The organism is Nocardioides sp. Z22_16, assembly GCF_058134365.1.
Map to the genome: position 1 here is coordinate 597,393 of NZ_JBYTTI010000004.1, position 20,874 is coordinate 618,266.

Annotated in this window: 18 protein-coding genes and 1 other RNA gene; 7 read left to right on the plus strand and 12 right to left on the minus strand. The window is 72.3% G+C overall.

Translation table 11 applies throughout. The annotated features are described in order from the left end of the window. Nucleotides 1-76 precede the first annotated feature (76 nt). Nucleotides 77-523 carry a DoxX family protein gene (locus AC3X7R_RS14935; protein ID WP_489966502.1) on the plus strand — a complete coding sequence of 149 codons (447 nt, stop codon included), beginning with the start codon at nt 77-79 and terminating at the stop codon, nt 521-523. Here AC3X7R_RS14935 and AC3X7R_RS14940 read toward each other — a convergent pair. From AC3X7R_RS14940 to AC3X7R_RS14955, 4 genes are all read right to left on the minus strand, one after another. Then, complete coding sequence (locus AC3X7R_RS14940) at nt 520-3,492, minus strand: bifunctional [glutamine synthetase] adenylyltransferase/[glutamine synthetase]-adenylyl-L-tyrosine phosphorylase (protein ID WP_489966455.1); 2,973 nt, start codon at nt 3,490-3,492, stop codon at nt 520-522. The two genes, AC3X7R_RS14935 and AC3X7R_RS14940, sit on opposite strands and share 4 nt — an antisense overlap. Further along, on the minus strand, nt 3,482-4,210 hold the full coding sequence (locus AC3X7R_RS14945; RefSeq protein ID WP_489966456.1) for a hypothetical protein: 729 nt from the start codon (nt 4,208-4,210) through the stop codon (nt 3,482-3,484). Before AC3X7R_RS14945 ends, AC3X7R_RS14940 begins: the two co-directional genes overlap by 11 nt. 68 nt (nt 4,211-4,278) lie before the next feature. Then, a complete protein-coding gene (locus tag AC3X7R_RS14950; protein ID WP_489966457.1) occupies nt 4,279-5,616 on the minus strand; it encodes a glutamine synthetase family protein in 1,338 nt (445 codons plus the stop codon). 60 nt (nt 5,617-5,676) lie between these two features. Then, the gene (locus AC3X7R_RS14955; RefSeq protein WP_489966458.1) at nt 5,677-7,707 is read right to left on the minus strand and encodes an NAD(+) synthase; all 2,031 of its coding nucleotides are present in this window, start codon (nt 7,705-7,707) and stop codon (nt 5,677-5,679) included. A gap of 100 nt (nt 7,708-7,807) precedes the next feature. On the opposite strand from AC3X7R_RS14955, the gene panB reads away from it, so the two are divergent. Together panB and AC3X7R_RS14965 are read left to right on the plus strand one after the other, a co-directional pair. Next, nucleotides 7,808-8,659: a 3-methyl-2-oxobutanoate hydroxymethyltransferase gene (gene panB, locus AC3X7R_RS14960; protein WP_489966459.1), complete on the plus strand. Its 852-nt coding sequence runs from the start codon at nt 7,808-7,810 to the stop codon at nt 8,657-8,659. 52 nt (nt 8,660-8,711) lie between these two features. Then, nucleotides 8,712-9,890, plus strand: a complete 1,179-nt coding sequence (locus AC3X7R_RS14965) for a PQQ-dependent sugar dehydrogenase (protein ID WP_489966460.1) — start codon at nt 8,712-8,714, stop codon at nt 9,888-9,890. Between the two features lie 12 nt (nt 9,891-9,902). On the opposite strand, the gene AC3X7R_RS14970 is transcribed toward AC3X7R_RS14965, so the two are convergent. After that, complete coding sequence (locus tag AC3X7R_RS14970; protein ID WP_489966461.1) at nt 9,903-10,121, minus strand: hypothetical protein; 219 nt, start codon at nt 10,119-10,121, stop codon at nt 9,903-9,905. 38 nt (nt 10,122-10,159) lie between these two features. On the opposite strand from AC3X7R_RS14970, the gene map reads away from it, so the two are divergent. Then, nucleotides 10,160-11,008, plus strand: a complete 849-nt coding sequence (map, locus tag AC3X7R_RS14975) for a type I methionyl aminopeptidase (protein WP_489966462.1) — start codon at nt 10,160-10,162, stop codon at nt 11,006-11,008. A 35-nt stretch (nt 11,009-11,043) separates the two neighbouring features. On the opposite strand, the gene AC3X7R_RS14980 is transcribed toward map, so the two are convergent. Further along, nucleotides 11,044-11,439, minus strand: a complete 396-nt coding sequence (locus AC3X7R_RS14980; protein WP_489966463.1) for a tetratricopeptide repeat protein — start codon at nt 11,437-11,439, stop codon at nt 11,044-11,046. 73 nt (nt 11,440-11,512) lie between these two features. Between AC3X7R_RS14980 and rnpB the strand changes: the two genes are divergently transcribed. The 3 genes from rnpB to AC3X7R_RS14995 all read left to right on the plus strand — a co-directional run bounded on the left by rnpB (nt 11,513) and on the right by AC3X7R_RS14995 (nt 13,833). Beyond that, nucleotides 11,513-11,904: RNase P RNA component class A (gene rnpB, locus AC3X7R_RS14985), an RNA gene on the plus strand. 605 nt (nt 11,905-12,509) lie between these two features. Beyond that, a complete protein-coding gene (locus AC3X7R_RS14990) occupies nt 12,510-13,313 on the plus strand; it encodes a class I SAM-dependent methyltransferase (RefSeq protein ID WP_489966464.1) in 804 nt (267 codons plus the stop codon). Between the two features lie 82 nt (nt 13,314-13,395). Continuing rightward, entirely contained in the window at nt 13,396-13,833 is a 438-nt protein-coding gene (locus AC3X7R_RS14995) for a hypothetical protein (protein WP_489966465.1), read from the plus strand. A gap of 66 nt (nt 13,834-13,899) precedes the next feature. Here AC3X7R_RS14995 and hrpB read toward each other — a convergent pair whose 3' ends face one another. The 6 genes from hrpB to AC3X7R_RS15025 form a co-directional block, all read right to left on the minus strand. Further along, nucleotides 13,900-16,494, minus strand: a complete 2,595-nt coding sequence (gene hrpB / locus AC3X7R_RS15000; RefSeq protein ID WP_489966466.1) for an ATP-dependent helicase HrpB — start codon at nt 16,492-16,494, stop codon at nt 13,900-13,902. Nucleotides 16,495-16,528: 34 nt separating this feature from the next. Further along, nucleotides 16,529-16,825 (minus strand): transcriptional regulator, encoded by a 297-nt coding sequence (locus AC3X7R_RS15005; RefSeq protein ID WP_489966467.1) that lies wholly within the window; start codon nt 16,823-16,825, stop codon nt 16,529-16,531. Continuing rightward, on the minus strand, nt 16,822-17,343 hold the full coding sequence (locus tag AC3X7R_RS15010) for a hypothetical protein (protein ID WP_489966468.1): 522 nt from the start codon (nt 17,341-17,343) through the stop codon (nt 16,822-16,824). Before AC3X7R_RS15010 ends, AC3X7R_RS15005 begins: the two co-directional genes overlap by 4 nt. Nucleotides 17,344-17,437: 94 nt before the next feature. Next, nucleotides 17,438-18,064, minus strand: coding sequence for a hypothetical protein (locus tag AC3X7R_RS15015; protein WP_489966469.1), 627 nt, complete (start codon nt 18,062-18,064; stop codon nt 17,438-17,440). Between the two features lie 82 nt (nt 18,065-18,146). Beyond that, nucleotides 18,147-19,274 carry a DUF4082 domain-containing protein gene (locus AC3X7R_RS15020; RefSeq protein WP_489966470.1) on the minus strand — a complete coding sequence of 376 codons (1,128 nt, stop codon included), beginning with the start codon at nt 19,272-19,274 and terminating at the stop codon, nt 18,147-18,149. A 146-nt stretch (nt 19,275-19,420) separates the two neighbouring features. Then, the gene (locus AC3X7R_RS15025) at nt 19,421-20,863 is read right to left on the minus strand and encodes an RNB domain-containing ribonuclease (protein ID WP_489966471.1); all 1,443 of its coding nucleotides are present in this window, start codon (nt 20,861-20,863) and stop codon (nt 19,421-19,423) included. Nucleotides 20,864-20,874 lie beyond the last annotated feature (11 nt).

Genomic DNA, 20,874 nt, shown 5'->3' on the forward strand with positions numbered 1-20,874 from the left:
GGACACCGCCCGGCAGGAGACCCGGCACGACCGATCACCCCAGGAGGACGACGTGCTCGATCTCGTACGCCGTGCGATCACCCGTCCCGCTCCCCCGACGTCGCTGCCGCAGCGGGTAGCGCGCTGGCTGCTGGGCGGCGTGCTCACCTTCGCCGGGGTCTCGCACCTGACCGTCGCCCGCCAGGAGTTCTCGGCCCAGGTGCCGGACTGGTTCCCGGTCGACACCGACGTCGTCGTGGTGGTCTCGGGGGTGGCCGAGATCGGCCTGGGTCTCGGGCTCCTGCTGCTCGAGCGGCCGCGGGTGACCGTCGGGCTGGCGGCCGCCACCTTCTTCGTCGTGATCTTCCCCGGCAACGTCGCCCAGTACGTCGAGGGCACCGACGCCTTCGGCCTCGACACCGACGCCAAGCGCTTCGGCCGGCTCTTCTTCCAGCCGGTCCTGGTGGCCTGGGCGCTGTGGTCGACCGGCGCCTGGAAGGCGCTGCGCCAGGCGCGGCGCGGCCGGGAGCTCACCGGGAACTAGCCCCAGAAGACCCGTTCCACGACCGTGTGGGCACGGCGGGTGGTCCGCAGGTAGTCGTTGACCATCCGGTCCGACTCCCCCGGTCCGTAGCCCAGCACGGTGGCCAGCGACGCCTTCTCACGGGCGTCCTGCGGCAGCTGGTCCACCGGCCGGCCCCGCACCAGCGTGGCGCCGTTGCGCACCCGGCTCACCAGCCGCCACGCCTCGGCCAGGGTGCTGGCGTCCTCCGGCGCCAGCAGACCGTGGTCGGCCGCCGCCTGGAGAGCCTTCAGCGTCTCCGGCGTCCGCAGAGCCTCCAGCTCCCCGGCGAAGCGGAGCTGCAGCAGCTGCACGGTCCACTCCACGTCGGCCAGCCCTCCGCGCCCCAGCTTGAGGTGGGTCCGCGGGTCGGCGCCGCGCGGCAGCCGCTCGTCGTCCACCCGCGCCTTGATCCGCCGGATCTCCACCACCTCGTCGTCGTCGATCCCGCCCGGCGGGAACCGCAGGGGGTCGATCATCTCGGTGAAGCGGTCTCTCAGGTCCTTGTCCCCCACGACGGCGTCGGCCCGCAGCAGGGCTTGGGCCTCCCACACGTGCGACCACTTGGCGTAGTACGCCGCGTAGGAGTCCAGGGTCCGCACCAGGGGTCCCTGCTTGCCCTCGGGGCGCAGGTCGGCGTCGACCTCCAGCGCCGGGTCGCTGCCCGGCAGGGCGAGCAGCCGGCGCAGCTCGTTGGCCACCGCCTGGGCCCACCCGGCCGCGGCGTGCCCATCGGTTCCGGTCACCGGCTCGTAGACGAACATCACGTCCGCGTCGCTGCCGTAGGAGAGCTCGAAGCCGCCGTACCTGCCCATCGCCACGATGGCCATCCGCGCGGGAGGCTCGGTCAGCCCGCGCTGCTCGCAGGCCTGACGGGTCGCCACCTCCAGGGTGGCCTCCAGGGTGGCATCGGTCAGCCGACCCAGCGCCCTCCCGACGTCGGCGACGTCGATCTCCCCGAAGAGGTCGCCGACCGCGATCCGGAACAGCTCGCGACGCCGGATCGCACGGACCGACCGGACGGCGTCCTCGGGACTCTCCTGCCGACGGGCGGTGGCGAGCATCTCGGTGGTGAGCACCTCCGCCCCCAAGGGGGTCAGGTCGGCCGCCAGCATGCGTACACCCTGCGGCTCGCGCTCGAGCAGGTCCGTGGCGTAGGCCGAGGTGGAGAGCACGCGCGCCAGTCGCTGCGCCACCTGGCCCTCGTCGCGCAGGTGCCGCAGGTACCAGTGGCTGTCCCCCAGCGCCTCGCTGATCCGGCGGAAGCGGAAGAGTCCCGCGTCCGGGTCCGGCGAGTCGGCGAACCACTGCAGCATCACCGGCAGGAGGGTGCGCTGGATGGCCGCGGAGCGGGAGACGCCGCTGGTCAGCGCCTCGAGGTGGCGAAGTGCGGCCTTCGGGTCGGCGTAGCCGAGCGCGGAGAGCCGGTCCTGTGCCTGGGCCGTCGTCAGGCGCGCGTCCGGGCCGGGGATGCGGGCCACGGCCTCCAGCAACGGCCGGTAGAAGAGCTTCTCGTGCAGGCGCTGGACCTCGCGTCGGTGGTGGCGCCAGGTCTCCTCGAGCCGCTGCACCGGCTCCTTGGCGAAGCCGAGCGACCGCCCCAGGCGCCTCAGGTCGTGCTCGTCCGAGGGCACCACGTGCGTGCGCCGGAGCCGGAAGAGCTGGATCCGGTGCTCGAGGGTGCGCAGGAAGGCGTAGGCCTGGTGGAGGGTCTCGCCGTCCTCCCGCCCGACGTAGCCGCCGCGGGTCAGCTCGGCCAGCGCGCTCAGTGTCGTGGCGACCCTCAGCCGCTCGTCTGCCCGCCCGTGCACCAGCTGGAGGAGCTGGACCGCGAACTCCACGTCCCGCAGCCCACCGGACCCGAGCTTGAGCTGACGCTTCGCCTCCTTGCTGGGGATGTGCTCCAGCACCCGCCTGCGCATGGCCTGCACGTCGGTGACGAACCCGTCGCGCTCGGCCACCGACCACACCAGGGGCGAGACCATCTCCACGAAACGCGTCCCGAGGTCGAGGTCCCCGGCCACCGGCCGCGCCTTGAGAAGTGCCTGGAACTCCCAGGTCCTGGCCCAGCGCTCGTAGTAGCCCTGGTGGCTCGCCAGGGTGCGCACCAGGGGACCGGCGTGACCCTCGGGCCGCAGACCCGCGTCCACCGGCCAGATCGTGCCCTCGCGGGTCTGGTCGGAGCAGACCTGCATCAGCTGGGCGGCCAGCTGCGTGGCGACCCGGGTCGCCACCTGCTCCTCGACGCCCTCGACCGCCTCGTGGACGAAGATCACGTCCACGTCCGAGACGTAGTTGAGCTCGTGGGCCCCGCACTTCCCCATGGCCACCACGGCCAGCCGGGCGGCGCCCGCGTCCTTGCCCACCCGTGCCCGAGCCACCGCCAGCGCGGCGTCCAGCGTGCCGGCGGCCAGGTCGGAGAGCTCGGCGGCCAGATCGTCGACACCCTGGTGGTGGGCGAGGTCACGCGCGGCCAGCCGCAGCAGCAGGCGGCGGTACTCGACGCGGAGCGCGTCGACCGCCTTCGCGTCGTTCACCGTGGCGACCGGCATCTCGTCGTCGGGCCGCGCTCCCACGCTTCGGAGCAGCTGGGCGCGCAGCCACCAGGCTGCCGGACGGGTGCAGCCGAGGGTGGGGTCGGTGAGCTCCCGCCACTGCGCCGGGTGCCGCACCAGGTGGTCACCCAGCGCCTCGCTCGCGCCCAGCACCGCGACCAGGCGCATCGTCGTGCCCTCGTCGGAGGCGAGCGCGTCGAGCAGCCCGTCGGCCCGGTCGGCGGCCTCGACCAGCCGGACCAGGGCGGAGAGCGCGAGGTCCGGGTCGGCGGCGCGCGAGAGCGGGGCGAGCAGGGTGGTCGCGTGCTCACCGAGGGTCGCGAGGCCAGCGCGGGCCCGGTCCAGCTCCTGGAAGCCGGCCCTGCTCAGCTGGGTCGCGACCAGCTCAGCGCGCATGGTGGGTGGAGGGCATCCGGAGCACGAGCCGCACTCCCGCGATCAGCAGCACCAGCAGGCCCAGCAGCGGGAGCAGCTCCTCCCAGGCGGCCTGCTGGCCCGGGGCTCCGCCCACCAGTCCCTCCTGGGCACTCTCCCAGGCGAGCAGGGCGACGCAGGCGATGGCCACCACGAGCGCCAGCACGAGGGCCCGCGCCACGGGGCCGCGCGGCCCAGGCTGTCGTGAGGAGGTGGTGGGCCACGGCACGGCGCAGACGGCGACCAGGAGCACGCCGATCCCGATGCACAGCCACGACATCGTCAGGAAGTCGGTCCTGTCCACCGGGTTGACGGCCGCGAAGAGCCACCCGGAGGCGAGCATCCCCAGCCCCGCGAACGACGTCCGCGCCCGAGCGGCGGTGGTCGAGGTGGGCAGCCACATCAGCGCGGTGACCGTGGAGACGACCAGGAGGGTCCCCACCAGGATCGCCAGCGGCAGGGTGTAGCGGTAGACCAGCGCGTCGCGGTCGAGGTCCCGGACCCCGGGGTCGACCGCGACGAGGAGCCAGACGACCCCGCTGGCGAAGGCGACCCACAGCATCGGCTCGAGCACCAGCCGGATCGGGCCGGTGACCCGGGTGGGGTCCACCCGGGATCCTCGGTCCACGTCGGGGCGTCGCCGCGGCACGTGCCCGGAGTCGACCAGCGCAGCGGAGCGGGGCACGGGCGTCGGGTCCACGACCGGACGCGGTGCCTTCCGAGCGCCGGCTCGACGCTCCTCCCTCTCGCTGCGGTGGTCCGGCATGGTCAGATCACCGGCAGCATCTGGTCACGCTCGAAGGCCGACACCTGACCGCGGTACTGGTCCCACTCCGCGCGCTTGTTGCGCAGGAAGAAGTCGAAGACGTGCTCCCCGAGGGTCTCGGCGAGCAGCTCGCTGCTCTCCGCGATGTTGATGGCCTCGTAGAGGGTCCGGGGCAGGGCGGTCATCCCGAGGCTGCGACGCTCACGCTCGCTCAGCGACCAGACGTCGTCCTCCGCCTCGCGGGGCAGCTCGTACTCCTCCTCGATGCCCTTCATGCCGGCGGCGAGGACCACCGCGAAGGCGAGGTAGGGGTTGCAGGCGGCGTCGAGCGACCGGAGCTCGATCCGGGTGGACTGCCCCTTGCTGGGCTTGTACATCGGAACCCGGACCATCGCGGACCGGTTGTTGTGACCCCAGGAGATGTAGGACGGCGCCTCGCCCCCACCGATGAGTCGCTTGTAGCTGTTGACCCACTGGTTGGTGACCGCGGTGATCTCGGCGGCGTGGCGCATGAGGCCGGCGATGAACTGCTTGCCGGTCTTCGAGAGCTGATACTGGGCGCCGGCCTCGAAGAAGGCGTTCCGGTCACCCTCGAAGAGCGACACGTGGGTGTGCATGCCGGAGCCGGGGTGCTCGGTGAAGGGCTTGGGCATGAAGGTGGCCCAGATGTTCTGGGTCAGCGCCACCTCGCGGATCACGGTCCGGAAGGTCATCACGTTGTCGGCGGTGGAGAGCGCGTCCGCGTAGCGCAGGTCGATCTCCTGCTGCCCCGGGCCGCCCTCGTGGTGGCTGTACTCGACGGAGATGCCCATCGACTCCAGCATGGTGATCGCCTCGCGGCGGAAGTCGGCACCCATCGACTGGGCCGTGTGGTCGAAGTACCCGCTGCGGTCCACCGGGACCGGGTCGACCCCGGGCTGCGGGGTGTCCTTGAACAGGTAGAACTCGATCTCGGGGTGCGTGTAGAACGTGAAGCCCTTGTCGGCGGCCTGCCCCAGGGTGCGCTTGAGCACGTGCCGAGGGTCGGCGTACGAGGGGCTGCCGTCAGGCATCAGGATGTCGCAGAACATCCGCGCGGTGGCCGGGCCCTCCCCCCGCCACGGCAGGATCTGGAACGTCGAGGGGTCGGGCTTGGCGAGCATGTCGCTCTCCTGCACCCGCGCGAACCCCTCGATCGCCGACCCGTCGAACCCGATGCCTTCACCGAAGGCACTCTCCAGCTCGGCCGGCGCCACTGCGACCGACTTGAGGTAGCCCAGCACGTCGGTGAACCAGAGGCGGACGAACCGCACGTCTCGTTCCTCGAGCGCCCGGAGCACGAAGTCTTCCTGCTTGCCCATGGCACCAAACTATGTCCTACGCACCGTGCTTCCACCCAAAGTTCGCCCAAACGGACAGGCTCAGCCGGGCGGCACCCGCTCCAGGTCCGCCAGCCAGGCATGCACCCGGGCGTCGGACGGCATCCGCCAGTCTCCTCGCGGCGAGAGGGTCCCGACGCCGCTCACCTTCGGGCCGTTGGGCAGGGCGCTCCGCTTGAACTGGTGGGCGAAGAACCGCCGCAGGAAGACCTCCAGCCAGTGACGGATCTCGGCCAGGTCGTAGGACGGGCGGGCGGACTCGGGGTATCCCGGGGGCCACTCCCCCGCCCCGGGGTCGGACCAGGCGTGGTGGGCCAGGAAGGCGACCCGGCTGGGCCGCGCCCCGCACCGGAGCACCTGGTGCAGGGTGAAGTCCTGCAGGGCGTAGGGACCGACCGAGGCCTCGGTGGCCTGCGGGGTGGCTCCCTCCTCGGTGGGGATGAGCTCGGGGGTGATCTCCTGCTCGACGATCCGGGCCAGCACCTCCTGGGTCTCCGGGTCGAACTCGTCGTGGCCGGCCACCCACCTGATCAGGTGCTGCACCAGCGTCTTGGGCACGCCGGTGTTCACACCGTAGTGGGACATCTGGTCGCCGACGCCGTACGTGCACCAGCCCAGGGCGAGCTCGGAGAGGTCCCCAGTCCCGACGACGATCCCGCCGCGCTGGTTCGCGAGCCGGAAGAGGTAGTCGTAGCGCAGCCCCGCCTGCACGTTCTCGAAGGTGACGTCGTAGACCTTCTCCCCGCGCGAGAAGGGGTGGCCCAGGTCGGCCAGCAGCTGCTCCGCGGCCGGGCGGATGTCGATCTCCTCATACGTCACCCCGAGCGACTCGCAGAGCCGTCGGCCGTAGGACCTCGTCGTCTCGCCGGTGGCGAAGCCGGGCATCGAGAAGGCGAGGACGTCGCTGCGCGGCCGGCCCAGCCGGTCCATCGCCTTGGCCGCGACGAGCAGGGCGTGGGTGGAGTCGAGTCCCCCGCTCACACCGAGCACCGGCCGGGGTGTGCCGATCGAGACCAGCCGCTGCTCGAGACCCGAGACCTGGATGTTGTACGCCTCGTAGCAGTCCTGTGCCAGCTGCCGCGGGTCGTCGGGCACGAAGGGGAAGCGGTCGACGTGCCGTCGCAGCCCGACGTCCCCGGAGGGAGGGTCCAGGCGGAGGTCGATGGTCCGCACGGCCGCGTCGACGCTGCGTCGGTTGTCGTCGAAGGTGCCCTGGCGCATCCGCTCCTGTCGGAGCCGGTCGAGGTCGACGTCGACCACGGTGCGGCGCGGGCCGTCGGGGAAGCGGTCGCCCTCGCCGAGCAGGTCGCCGCACTCGTAGACCATCGTCTGGCCGTCCCACGACAGGTCCGTGGTGGACTCGCCCTGCCCGGCCGCGGCATAGACGTAGGCGGCCAGGCACCGGGCGCTGGCGCTGCGGACCAGCAGCCGGCGCTCGTCGGCGCGGCCGACGGTGATCGGGCTCCCCGAGAGGTTGGCCAGGACCGTGGCACCGGCGAGTGCCGCCCGGGCGCTGGGGGGCACCGGGACCCACATGTCCTCGCAGACCTCCACGTGGAGGGCGAGGCCCGGCACGTCGGTGGCCCGGAAGACCAGGTCGGGGCCGAACGGCACCTTCTCGCCGGCGACCTCGATCCACTCGTCGGCGGGGGCGTCGCCCGCGGCGAACCACCGCCGTTCGTAGAACTCGCGGTAGTTGGGCAGGTACGACTTCGGCGCGACCCCGAGCACGCGTCCACGGTGGATGACGACGGCGCAGTTGTGGAGCCGGCTCCCCTGCCTCAGCGGGGCGCCCACCACCAGCACCGGCAGCAGGTCCGTGCTGGCCGCGACGACCTGCCGCAGGGCCTCCTCGACGGCGGCCAGCAGGGTCTCCTGGAGGAAGAGGTCGTCGAGCGAGTAGCCGGTCAGGCAGAGCTCGGGGAAGACCGCGACCGCGACGTGGTCGTCGTGGCAGGCCCGCGCCTGCTCGAGGACGTTCGCGGCGTTGGCTGCCGGGTCCGCCAGCAAGACCGGCAGCGTGACCGCGGCGACGCGGGCGAACCCGTGCGCATAGGCGGAGTAGAAGTCCACGCGGCCACTCTAGGGCCGGCCCTCCTCGACGGTCGGACTAGCCTGAGATCGACTCCGGGGACTCCAGCAGGGAGCCGCGAGACGACAAGGAGTGACACCCATGAGCGAAGAGACCGCTCCCTACGGCGCCGGGGCCGCGAAGGCTCCCGCGGCCCCCGTCAAGAGGATCCGCACCCACCACCTGCGGGAGATGAAGGAGCGCGGCGAACGGTTCACCATGCTCACCGCCTACGACATGTACACCGCCGCCACCTTCGACGAGGCCGGCATCCAGCTGCTCCTGGTCGGCGACTCGGCCTCCAACAACGTCCTGGGCAACGAGACCTCGCTGCCGATCACGGTGGACGAGCTGCTGCCGCTGACCCGGGCGGTCGCCCGCTCGGCCCGCCGTGCGCTCGTGGTCGGGGATCTGCCGTTCGGCTCCTACCAGGCCTCGCCCGAGCAGGGCTACCTGACCGCCGTCCGATTCATGAAGGAGGGGGGCGCCCACGCGGTCAAGCTCGAGGGCGGTGCCGAGATGGTGCCGGTGATCGAGCGGTGCACCCGCGGCGGCATCCCGGTGATGGCCCACATCGGCTTCACCCCCCAGAGCGAGCACACGCTGGGGGGCTACCGGGTGCAGGGTCGCGGGGAGGCCTCGGACCGGGTCCTCGCCGACGCGCGCGCCGTCCAGGAAGCCGGGGCCTTCGCCGTGGTCATGGAGATGGTGCCCGGTGACGTCGCCGCCGAGGTGACCCGGGAGCTGCGCATCCCCACCATCGGCATCGGGGCGGGGCCCGACTGCGACGGACAGGTCCTCGTCTGGCAGGACGCCTTCGGGCTCCGCACCGGGAAGATGGCCAGGTTCGTCAAGCAGTACGCCGACCTGCACGGCGTCCTGCTCGAGGCGGCCAAGGCCTACGCCGACGACGTGCGCGGCGGCACGTTCCCCGGCCCGGAGCACACCTTCTAGGGTCCCGAACCCCCTTCCGGGTCCGCGGCCCCTCCGCGTAGCCTGCCCTGCCATGCGGATCCGGCGTGGCGTGGCCCTGTCCCTGTTCACCTGCGTGCTGGCGCTGGGCGCCTCGTCGCTGGCTCCGTCCTGGTCGGAGCCAGCGTCGGAGCCCGCGTCGGAGCCGGCCGCCGCGGCGGCCGCGCGGGAGATGCCGTCGTTCAAGGTCCGCACTGTCGCCCGCGGCCTGGATCTCCCCTGGGACGCCCAGCCGGCACCGGGGGGCCGGGTGGTGGTCACCGAGCGCGAACGCGCCAGGATCAGCGTGGTCCGCCACGGCAAGCGTCGCACGCTGGCCTCGCTGCGGGGGTTGGTCCACGTCAACGGCGAGATCGGGTTGATGTCGATCGCCCTCGACGCGCCCAGCCGCACCCTGTGGGCCTGTCACGGCGCCGTGGGGCGTTCCGGGACCGAGGTGCGGGTGACCCGGTGGCGCGTGAACCGCTCCTGGACCTCCCTCACGGGTCGGCGCACGGTGCTGGCCGGCATCCCGCTGACCTCCGGCAAGCACGGCGGCTGCCGGCTCCTCCTCGATCGGCGCGACGGCGCCCTGCTGGTCGGCACCGGCGACTCGGGAGTCAGCAGCCATCCCCGCGACCTGGACTCACTCGCCGGCAAGGTGCTGCGTCTCGAGGCCCGCACCGGGAGGCCGCTGCCCGACAACCCCTGGGCGCAGGCGAGCACGCCGCGCCGCTTCGTGCTGACCTACGGCCACCGCAACGTGCAGGGGCTGGCGCAGCGCGCCGACGGCAGCCTCTGGTCGGTCGAGCACGGCAGCGACCGCGACGACGAGGTGAACCTGCTCGTCCCGGGCGGCGACTACGGGTGGAACCCCGGCCCCGGGTACGACGAGTCGGTGCCGATGACCGACCACTCGCTGCCCGGCGACCAGGTCGACGCCCGCTGGAGCTCGGGTAGCCCGACGATCGCCACCTCCGGCGCCACCTGGGTGCGCGGCAGTCGCTGGGGGCGGCTGGACGGGACCCTGGCAGTCGCCGCCCTCAAGGGCAGCCGGCTGGTCTTCCTCCGATTCGGCCCCGACGGCGCGCTGACGTGGGAGCGGTCCCCCCGGGAGCTGCGCAGGTTCGGCCGGCTCCGCAGCGTGACGAACGCACCCGGCGGCAGCCTCCTGGTGACCACGTCCAACGGCGACGGACGCGACCGGGTGCTGCGACTCTCCCCCCGTCGCTGACGCCGGCGGGCGTCACGCCGAGGGCGGGTCCTCGTCCTTCTCGTCGTCCTCGTCGTCGTTCCAGGCCGGGTCGTTGTCCCAGTTCTCGTTGCGTTCCTCCACGCGCTCCAGCGCCCGCTCGGCCTCCCCGGAGGAGGCGTAGGGGCCGAGGCGGTCGGCGTTCTTGCAGCCGTCCCGACCCTCGACCGCGTGGTGCTTGAGGCAGAACCAGTACTCCTGCGGGTCGCTCATAGTCGGAGAACGTACACCGGGAAACTACACTCGGGGCCGTGACTTCCGTTGTGGCCGCGACCATCTCCCCCCGCCGACCGGTCCCCGCCGAGATCCCGCGACCGGAGTACGTCGACCGTCCGGCGCCGGCGCGGTTCGAGGGCTCGGAGGTCAAGGACGCGGAGACCATCGAGCGGATGCGCGTCGCCGGACGTCTGGCGGCCCAGGCCCGCGAGCTGGTCGGCTCCCACGTGGTGCCGGGCGTCACCACCGACGAGCTGGACCGGATCGGCCACGAGTTCCTCTGCGACCACGGGGCCTACCCGTCCACCCTCGGCTACCGCGGCTTCCCCAAGTCGCTCTGCTCGAGCGTCAACGAGGTGATCTGCCACGGCATCCCCGACAGCCGGGTGGTGGAGGACGGCGACATCGTCAACATCGACATCACCGCCTACCTCGACGGCGTCCACGGCGACACCAACGCCACCTTCCTGGCCGGCGAGGTGGACGAGGAGTCGCGGCTCCTGGTGGAGCGGACCCGGGAGGCGCTCGAGCGCGGCATCCGGGCGGTGCGGCCCGGCCGCCGGGTCAACGTGATCGGCCGGGTCATCGAGTCCTACGCCAAGCGGCACGGCTACGGCGTGGTCCGCGACTTCACCGGGCACGGCATCGGCACGTCCTTCCACTCCGGGCTGGTCATCCCGCACTACGACACCGATCACTACGACGACCTGATCGAGGTCGGCATGACCTTCACCATCGAGCCGATGCTCAACCTCGGCACCCACGAGTGGGAGATGTGGGACGACGGCTGGACCGTGGTCACCAAGGACCGCCGGCGCAGCGCCCAGTTCGAGCACACGCTCCTGGTGACCGCCGACGGGGCCGAGGTGCTGACCAACCCCTGACCGGCCGCCCCTCGGCCCAGATCAGTGCGACCAGGTCAGTGCGACTGGCGCGCCAGCGCCTGCTCGACCCGGTAGACGGCGGCCTGGTGGTCGTAGTCGTCCGACATCACCGCGGCCAGCCGCAGGTGCGGCAGCGCCTCCTCCAGCCGGCTCTGGCGCTCCAGCACCCGGCCCAGGGCGTGCCGGAACCAGTCGTCGGCCGGGTTGGCCTCCACGAGGGAGCGCAGCTCCGCCTCCGCCTTTCCCAGCTGGGCCCGGATCATCCACGCCCAGACCCGCAGCGTCCGCAGTCCGGTGTTCTCCGGCTCGACGGCCAGCGCGGGCTCGATCAGCTGGAGCGCCTCCTCCGGCGCGCGTCGCGACAGGAAGTCGTACGCGGCGGCGTACGCCTGCTCGTGCGTGCGCATGCCCGGGAAGATGATCGGCGGCATCGGGTACTCCTGCTCCATGCCGGGGTCAACGCACCCCGCCCACGGGCGATTCCCCTAGACTCACTCCTGCGAATGGGCCAGTCGGGCGATCGCGTCGGCGCGGGGTGACCGCGTCGCCGAGGAAAGTCCGGGCTCCACAGGGCACGGTGGTGGGTAACACCCACCCGGGGTGACCCGCGGGAAAGTGCCACAGAGAACAGACCGCCACTCCTCCGGGAGCGGCAAGGGTGAAACGGCGGTGCAAGAGACCACCAGCGTCCCGGGCGACCGGGACGGCTAGGCAAACCCCACCAGGAGCAAGGTCAAGAAGCCGGACGCGCGAGCGGCCGGTGCGTGCACGTCCGAGGGCGGCCCGCCCGAGTGCACGGGTAGACCGCAGGAGACGGCCGGCAACGGTCGTCGTAGATGGATGATCGCCCCCGCCGCGAGGCGGGACAGAACCCGGCTTACAGACTGGCCCATTCGCTTCGCCCCCTCTGACCTGCGGAAACGCCTTTCAGAGGCGTCCCCCGTGCCCACGATTTTCGCTCTCGTGTTCGCGGTTGCCGACGGACCGGCCTCGCTGGAGGACAGCGTCTTGGGCAGTCCGGAGATCGGGTCCCGCCACGTCGGTCTATGGGCCCGCGCTTCCGTGGGACACCGGGCGCTCGATCCACCTGACGCCAGTGTCGCGGAATCCAGCAATGACCAGAGTCGGGCTCGAACACAGCGAGCTGCCAGTCGAATGGGTCGACGATCGAGCCGACTGGTGGTCCTACCAACTGGCAATCCTCAGGATGGACGCCGAGTGACCCTCTGCGGGTGGGCCTCCAAGGGCTGCGGCGGCGGACGGTTCGTGGCCTGGTCTGGCTTGTCGGCATCGACGGCATCGACGGCAACACCAACGCGAGGGAGGACAAAAGGAGACTCGGGCAACGCAACGGATGGTGGCGTTCCACTGGAAAATCCGATGGCGTCTCAGCGGCCGGAAGTGGTTGAGTCCTGCTCACTGCCTCGCTGACGCGGCCCGGCCCAGGGCCAGGTCCAAGGTACGAATCGTAGGCGCGGTCCAACCCGCGTGTCGTCGAGTGATGGAGGTGATTGCGGTGGCTGGCTACGGGGCGCTTTCCGACGTGTACGAGTGGCTGATCGGGGACGACAAGTTGACCCCCGCCAAGGCAGCCGCGGTGTACTACAGCGAGGTCGTGGGCTCTCTGCCGCCCCACGCGCGCGTCCTCGACTGCGCGTGTGGAACCGGGCAGCTCGCCGTCGGTCTCGCGGGCCTCGGCCTTGACGTGGTCGCCGCAGACGCCAGCGACGGGATGGTTCGCCGGACCGAGAACCTCGCCAGCGACCGGGGCGTCTCGCTTCGAGCCTTCCGCGCGAGCTGGGACGAGCTGCCCGACCACCTGGATGACTCCGCGTTCGATCTGGTGTTCTGCGTGGGCAACTCGCTCGGACACGCCGAGGGCGCAGCCGGGCGCCTGACCGCACTGGAAGCGATGTCGCGGCTGCTGAATCCGACCGGACGCCTCGTGCTCACGTCACGCAACTGGGAACTCGTGCGCTCCGCCGGCTCACGGATAGACGTCCGCGATCGGCTCATCCGTCGTAACGACCGCGATGCGGTCGTCAGCTACTACTGGCAGATCGAGCAGCGCTGGGAGCAGGAGCACTTCCTCGAGATCGTGGTCGCCCAGATCGAGCCGGATGGGGCAGTGCGAGCCTGCTCGGAGCGGTTGTCCATCTGGCCCTACCGGTACGAGGACCTCGTGGCGCAACTGCGGAGCGTTGGGCTCACGGTGCGGTCCACCACCTATGACCCCGAGAGCGATGAATACCTGCTGGTCGCCAGCCGCGACCAGGCGCGAGGCACGTCCGGTCCGGCGGGTTGATCCTCGTGGCAGGAGTTGCGGCTCGTCGATGCTGACGTCCGCGCCGTAGCGGTCGGCGGACGGTGTGCCAAGATTCCCAGTCATGACCTCTTGGCGCGACACTGCATCTCCTTCAGCACAGGACGACCTGGACGGTCTTCTCAACCTCGTGCTGCCTCTGGCCCAGGAGCTGCTCGGCAAGAACGGGCAGTTCTACCCTTTCGGCGCCACGGTCTCGATCGACGGGGAGGCGTCGCTCACCGCGACCGACGCCGGGTTGGGAGAACACCCGCAGCCGGATCGGGTCCTGGCCGCCGTGTACGACGGAGCACGTGAGACCGCGCACGAGAACCGGGCTGTGGCGTTCGTCTCCGACGTCCTCATCGAGGGGTCTGACGCAGTCCAGGTCGAGCTCGAGCACCGGGACGGCATCGCGCTCGTCGTGTTGGTGCCGTACAAGCCCGCAACACTCAAGAGGGTCCCGACCTTCAGGGACATGAGTGTCGCACCGGGAGAGCCGCGGATCTGGACCGCCAGCTAGGCACCACTGGGGACAGGGGGGCGGCGTCTCTCTGGGTGACGTGCAGCACCCCAAGCAACCCGCCACTCACCGCCGGGGTCGGGACGTGTTCGTACGTCGGGTGGCCGGTGCGCTGCGGGGATCCTCGGGCCACGCGTGCTTGGGATAGCGCCCGCGCAGATCGGCACGCACACCCGGATAGCCGTTGTCCCAGAAGGAGTCCAGGTCTGCCGTGACGGCCGCTGGCCGCCGGGCGGGTGAGAGCAGGTGCAGCAGGAGCGGGATGCGACCGTCCGCGAGGACCGGCACTGCGCTCCAGCCGAAGACCTCCTGCAGTCGCACAGCGAGCACCGGTTGCTCGGCGGAGTAGTCGATCCGCACGCTCGACCCGCTGGGCACCTCCACTCGCTCTGGGGCCAGCTCGTCGAGCCTGCCCGCCTGGGGCCAGGGCAACAGCGCCCGAAGCGCGGCGCCGACATCGATGCGGCGCAGGTCCTGGGCCGAGCGGACCCGCGCCAGCTGCGGCCCCAGCCACGACTGGAGGTTCCGCGTCAGCGCCTCGTCGCTCACGTCGGGCCACGGGTCACCGAGAGCGCGGTGCAGGAAGTCGAGGCGGGCGCGCAGCGCCGTGGCCGGCTCCGACCAGGTAAGGAGACCGATCCCCTCGCTCGCCAAAGCCTCCCCGATCGCGTCGGTCACGGCCTGCGCCGGTGGATCGCTGAGCCGGACCGAACCGAGCTCGATCGCGCCCAGCAGCGTGCGGCGCCGAGCCAGCACCCGCCCGCCGGTCCAGGTGACCTCGTCCACCTCCGTCCACAGGGACCCCGCCGCCTCCAGCGCCAGGTCCTCGGCGAGCGGGGCGGCCGCCCGGATCCGGGCTTCGCGTTGCCCGGGCCGCCGCTCCGCGTCGCCGACCGCAAGCCACTCCAGGCCGGACAGCGGCCCCGGGTCACGCGGATCCAGTGCCGCGCCCGTCCCGGACGTCATCAGGTAGCTGGAGGCGCCGGAGCGCTTGCGCGCGATCCGGTCCGGATGCGCCAAGGCCACCACCAGCCCCACGGCGACGTCATCGGTCAGCGACCGTCCGGCGCGCGCCTGCTCTCCCCCGTCGCCGACGATGGGCTTGGACACGATCTCCTCCAGCCGCTTCACCTGAGTGCGCCACGAACCTCCCCGCGGGCCGGCACGCAGCGACCGGAGCGCGGCCACCAGGTCGCCGCCGGGAGCACGCACGTCCTCGCTCAGCATCGCGACCACCTCGGCGGCCCGTCTGGCCCCGACGAGGCCAGCCCCGTCGAGGAGGGCGCGCGCCAGCCTCGGGTCGGCGGGCACCCCGGCGATCGCCCGGCCCCGTGGCGTGGCTCTCCCGTCCTCCGTCATCGCCCCCAGGTCCACGAGCACCTCCCTGGCTGCCGACAGCGCGTGCGCCGGCGGCTGGTCGAGCAGCGCCAGGTCGCGCACGTCGTGGCTCCCCCAGCACGCCACCTCCAGGGCGAAGGCCGTCAGGTCGGCGGTGGCGATCTCGGGCTCCGGGTGAGCGGCCAGGTGCGGGTGCTCCGCCTCGGACCAGCACCGCAGCACGGCGCCCGGTCCCAGACGGCCGGCGCGGCCCGCCCGCTGTTCGGCCGCCGCCCGGCTCACCGCGACGGTGACCAGGGACGCCAGTCCGCGGCGATGGTCGGTGCGCGGCTCACGGGAGAACCCGGCATCCACCACGACACGCACCCCGGGCACCGTCAGCGACGACTCGGCGACCGCGGTCGAGACGATCACGCGTCGGCGCGGACCCTCGCTGAGCGCACGATCCTGCTCGGCGCCGGAGAGACGTCCGTGCAGGGGGTGCACGGCCGCGTCCACGCCGGCCAGGCGACGCATGGTCGCCTCGACCTCGCCGACACCCGGCACGAAGACCAGGACGTCACCCTCGTGCTCGGCGAGCGCTCGACGTACGGTCGCGGCGACGTGGTCGTGGAACGCCGGGGTGATCCCCCGATCGTCGGTGCGGCGCAACCCGGCTGGCAGCGGGCACCAGACCGCTTGGACCGGGTGCAGGGCACCCGGGACGCGGATCACCGGAGCGCCTGGCCGGTCAGCGGGGAGAGAGTCGGGGCCATCGGAGCCATCGGAGCCATCGGGCTCGGCGCCTCCGCCGAGCAGGGCGGCCGTCCGTTCGGCCTCGATGGTGGCCGACATCGCCACCAGGGACAGGTCCTCGCGCAGGTTGGCCCGGATGTCGATGAGCAGCGCCAGGGTCAGGTCGGCGTCGAGGTGGCGCTCGTGCACCTCGTCGAGCACGACGGCCCCGACGCCGGCCAGCTCGGGATCGTGCTGGATCCGCCGGAGCAGCAGGCCGGTGGTGACGACCTCGACCCGCGTACGTCGACTGGTGCGCCGGTCTCCGCGCACCGAGTATCCGACCGTCTCCCCCACCGGTTCGCCCAGCAGGTGCGCCAGCCGACGGGCAGCAGCACGGGCCGCGATGCGACTGGGCTGTGTGACGACGACCCGTCCGGCGACGACACCGGCGACCGCCGGTGGGACCAGGGTGGTCTTGCCGGTGCCGGGCGGCGCCTGGACCACCGCGACCCCATGGGTGCGGAGCGCCTCGTCGAGGGCTGCCAGGCCGGCGGTGACCGGGAGGTCGGGCGGCGCGGCGAGGAGGCTGCGCAGCGGGTCGGTCACTCCTGCAGTGTGCCTGACCTGCCCGGGAAGTCCCTCAGTCCCCGAGCCCAGTGATCCGCCGCAGCTCGGCGAGGTGTGCGTGCAGGGCCCTCCGTCCGGTGTCGGTGAGGCTCAGCCACGTCCGGGCCCTGCCTTGCTGCTTCTCCTTGTGGGTACGGACGTAGTCGGCGTCCACGAGGACCTTGACGTGCTTGCTGACGACGTAGTCGCTGACACCGAGGGTCTCCTGCACAGTCACGAAGTCGACGGAGTCCACCTCCGCCAGCAGCGCACAGATGTGCAGCCTGTTGCGGGCATGGATGACCTCGTCGAACTTGGGGGCGTCGCTCACGCCTGAGCTCGCCTCCCGGCGGGGAACTCGCCACGCGCAAGCCGCCGGTCGGTCCACTGCTCGTACAGGTAGGTGAAGACGGACCCGACCGCGGCACCGACCAGGGGCGCCCGGTCGACGTCGGCGAAGGCCTGAAGGGACACGCAGGCCACCAGGAGGCCGATCAGTGCCATTGAAGGAATCGTCCACCCGTTGCTGTACCGGTCGAAGGAGGCGCCCGTGCAGCGCTTGAGGAGCTCACGGAGGAACACCGGGCCGAGGAACGCAGCGAACACCACCAGGAGGACGCCGGTGCTGGAGGAGCCGAGGGAGAGGCTCTCGTACGGCATGCCGGTGCCAACGAACAGGGCGGCCACGATCAAGGCAGCCGCGACCTTGTACCCCCACGGTGAGGCGAGCCGGTGACCGAACCGGGCCCGGACGTCGTCCAGATCCCGGAGAGCGCCCCGGGCATCCTCTGCGTCGCCCCTCGCACGGTCAGGGTCGGGTCCGCCGGGCTTGGACTGATCGGTTGCCATGTCGGCAAGTTAACCCACTACTTGCCGCCATGGCAAGAGAGACGCTCGGGGGGACTCATGCCTCCGCTGAGTCACCCGAGTGACGGCACCTCGCTCACCGGCAGATGTTGATGTCCTGCGAGCCGAGGACTCCGTCCCAGACCTCCCGCATGCGCGGCAGCCAGGACTGCGTGGTCGGCACGAACGCGATGCTCCCCGGCACCCGCTCGTGCACGCCCGCCACCTCCACCTGCTCGACGACCAGCGGCATCGTCAGCTGGCGACGCCGGGTGCCCTCCCAGCACGGGGAGGCGCGTCTCTTCGTCACCGCCTCCTCCAGGGTGATCGGGTCGCCGACCCCCTTGCCGCCGTAGCGCCACGCGACGGTCGTCACGTAGCCGGTCTGCCCCTCCCACGGAGCTCGGACGGTCGCGGCCATGCCCCGGGTCCTGCGGGTCGCCACGCGGAAGGTCACCTTCCCGTCCCGCACCGTGCGGACCTTGGACGACCACTCGTGCACCACGTCGGCGTCGAGCGTGCGGCGCGCCTGGTGCAGCTGGATCTTGCACCCCTCACAGTCGGCCACGGTGAAGACCAGGCGTGTCTGGGGGGCGCTGACGGCGGAGCCGCCGCCCCGGGACGCGGTGCTCGAGTCCGCGCCCTGCGCCGACAAGGTCGGGGCGAGGGCGAGCGCGGCGCCGGCCAGGACGGTGGCGACGAGGCGGCGGGGTCGTGCAGTCATGTGTCCTCCTGGAAGTGTGTTTCTCCCCTGGACGCGGAACCGCCCGGAGGGGTTGCAGCCGAGCACGCGGGGTCGCCGCGGCTCATCGGGTCCGGAACGTCCAGGCCTCCGGCTGCCTGCCGCTGCGCACCGGGTCCTGGTCCAGCCGGTTCCCGGCGACGTCCCTGACCCGCTCGGTGACCACCACCCGGTAGGTCGCCTGGCGGGCCAGGCGCGAGCGTGGCACGAGGACCGCCTCCTTGCGCTTCGGCGAGTAGACGACGCGGCTCCGCACCGGCTCGGCCCGGCCCTTGCGGAGCAGCCGGACCGAGGCAGACGTGACGCTCGTGCGGCGGACCTGCTCGGAGAAGCGCACCCGCACCCGCACCCCCGCTCTGGGCTGACGGGAGCCGGGCTCGGGGCTCCGGGCGACCACCCGGGGCGGCTCCCTGTCGGCGCCGGGCCCCGGCCCCGGCCCGGTGGTGGGCCCGGTAGGCGACGTCGGGCCGGGCGAGCCCGGAGGCGGTGTGGGACCGCCCGTAGCCGGCGGAGGGTCGCCCCCCGTCCGCCAGATCGGGCTCACCCAGTAGCTGGAGTCGCGGTGGGCACGCACCGGGAACGAGCCGCAGGCTGCCTCTTCGTAGCAGTGGACCCCGTTGGGCCGGTCGCTGGTGGCGGCCAGTGCGGTGACCGGGCCGACGGCGTGCGAGCTGTCCGTGAAGAAGCGGTACTGGAACGCGTACCGGGTGCGGGGAGTGAAGTAGGAGACGGTGTAGGTGCGACCCGGCGCGACGATGACCGGTGCCGTCAAGGGCACGTCCTGCCAGCCGTTGCCCGTACCCGCTGCCAGCGTGCCGGTGCCCAGCCGGGTCGTGTCCTCGTCCCAGACCGAGACCGTGATCGCCGAGGTGTCCACCCGGTAGAACCGCACGCCGGTGACCTCGACGGGCTGGGAGGTCTGGAACCGGGTGCCGACCTCGAGGCCGTTGCGCGCGTCGTCCGCCACGCAGTAGCCGTCATGGTTCAGGCTCCACCTGCCGCAGTCCGAGCTGCGCTGCTGGCCCGGGCGCGTGGCGGGCCACCAGGCGCCGGTCCCCTGTCCGGCACCGGCCGCTGAGCGGGGCTGTGCCCCAGGCTGTGACCCGGGCTGCGCCCCGGTGTCAGCCAGGGCCACCATGCCCACTGCTCCGGAGGGCACCAGCACCGATGCCACCACTGCTGCCAGCGTCATCCCGATCCGTGTGACCACGTCGTCCCCCCGGTCCGTCCCGGGGCCACGGCCCGCTCCTGGGCTGCGCGCTCCCTGTCCCCGGTGCGGTCCACCCACTGTAGGGACGTGACGCCCTCCCTGACCACAGCCTGGCGGGGCGAATCGTCCTAGAGGCCGAACTGCACCTGACGGGTCGCGGGGTCCGCCTCGGTCAGCGTGACCTGGACGCGGTTCCCGAGCGGCAGCTCGCCGGAGCCCTGGACCCTCGCCTCGATGGCCGGCTCGACCAGGGTCACGGTGCCCCGGCTCGGATCCTTCTCGTCGACCGTCACCACGACCGCCTCGAAGACCTCGCCGACCCGGTCCTGGAGGACCTTGCTCTCCACGAGGTTGAGCACGGCGCTCTCGTACTGGCTGGCACGCCGCCCCGACTCCACCATCGTCGCCGGGAGGTCGGGGAGCCGCTCCAGCACCCACGCCGGCACCTCCTCGCCGGCGCAGAGGGCCAGGCAGATCTCGGAGGCGTAGCGGTCGACCAGCCGGCGAAGCGGCGCGGTGACGTGGGCGTAGGCGGCCGCGACCGCGGAGTGCTCGGCGAGCTCCGGCAGCTCGCCGTCGAAGCCGACGTACCCCGCCCCGCGGAAGAGCCGGGTGCAGGCCACCATCATCGCCACGTGGCTCGGCGTCGAGGGGTCGAGGCTGCGGACGAACTCCGGGTAGCCGAGGGAGGCGGGCCACGCGATCTCCAGCGCCTCGGCAGTGTGCCGCAGCCGAGCCACGTCACGCGGGTCGGCCGGCGGCAGGGTGCGCAGGAGCCCGGTCCGGGCGTAGACCATGAGCGAGGCGGCGGCCATGCCGGTGAGCAGCGAGATCTGCGCGTTCCACTCCTCGACCGGCAGCAGCGTCCGGAACTCCAGCCGCCAGTGGTCGCCGGAGGCGTCGACCTGCTGCTCGGGCAGCGGCAGGCTCACCCCGCCCCGGGCGGCCTCGCGCGCCACCCGCAGCGGACCGACCTCGGCCAGCAGCGCCAGGGTCGGCTCGGCGTCCCCCGCATCGATCAGCCGCTGAGCCTCCTCGTAGGTGTAGCGGGCGCGGGAGCGGACCCGGGCCCGTTCCACCCGCACCTCCGTGCCCTCGCCCTCCTCGTCGAGGACGATCGTCCACAGCAGAGCCGGGCGCACCTGGTCCGGCAGGAGCGAGCCGGCGTCCTCCGAGATCACCGGCGGGTGGAGCGGCACCTTGGCTCCGGCTCCGTAGAGCGTCTCGCCCCGGCGGTGCGCCTCCTGGTCGACCGGGTCCCCCGGCGTGACGAACGCGGAGACGTCGGCGATGGCGTAGTGGACCACGAACCCGCCGTCCCTGCGCTCCAGGTGCAGGGCCTGGTCGAGGTCCATCGCCCCTTCGGGGTCCAGGGTGACCAGCGCGAGGTCGGTCCGGTCCAGCTCGGGGAGGCGAGGGGACGCGGCCGCGGTCGCGGCGGCTCGCAGCACCTCGTCGGGGAACTCGGGCACCACCCCGAGCTCGGCCTGGATGGCCGCGGCACCCGCGGCCATCTCGTGCGCGGGCACTCCCCCACCGACGGAACGGACGGTCACCCGGTTGACGGCCATGGCTGCACCCT